The sequence below is a fragment of the Vibrio sp. 1249-1 genome (assembly GCF_033340495.1).
Genome location: NZ_JAWOWJ010001180.1, coordinates 1 through 516 on the forward strand (window position 1 = coordinate 1; position 516 = coordinate 516).

Sequence of the window (516 nt, forward strand, 5' to 3'; positions counted from 1 at the left end):
TGCCTGAAGCGGATGAAGAATGGCTCGCACCCTTCTGTGATGCGTTTTTCGAACTGGCGGATTACTTTGGTATTCAGTTAATCGGCGGTGATACAACGAAAGGCCCATTAAGCCTAACACTGACAGTGCAAGGTTTTGTGCCTGAGGGCAAAGCACTGACTCGCTCTGGCGCGAAAGTCGGGGATTGGGTGTATGTCACGGGGAATTTGGGTGACGCAAAAGCAGGGCTGGATGTCATCTTAGATGAAACACTTCGCAGTCGCATTGGTGCTGATGAACTAGAAAAAGTCCACTACCTAAGTACTCCGAGAGTGTTAGCGGGGCAAGCTTTGGTAGGATTAGCATCTTCGGCGATTGATATTTCAGACGGCCTGATTGCGGATATCAAACATATTTTAAAACGCTCACAAGTTGGTGTGAGTATCGATGTGTCTCAATTACCAATCTCTTCAGAGCTGGTACAATTTTTAGATGATAAGGTCAGCGCACAGCAGTATGCTTTATCTAGCGGTGAAG

1 protein-coding gene is annotated in these 516 nt (G+C 47.1%); it reads left to right on the forward strand.

What is annotated here, in order from left to right; translation table 11 throughout:
- Positions 1-516, forward strand: a 516-nt coding sequence (locus tag R7Z50_RS31135) for an AIR synthase-related protein (RefSeq protein WP_318150232.1), incomplete at both ends; no start/stop codon positions are given.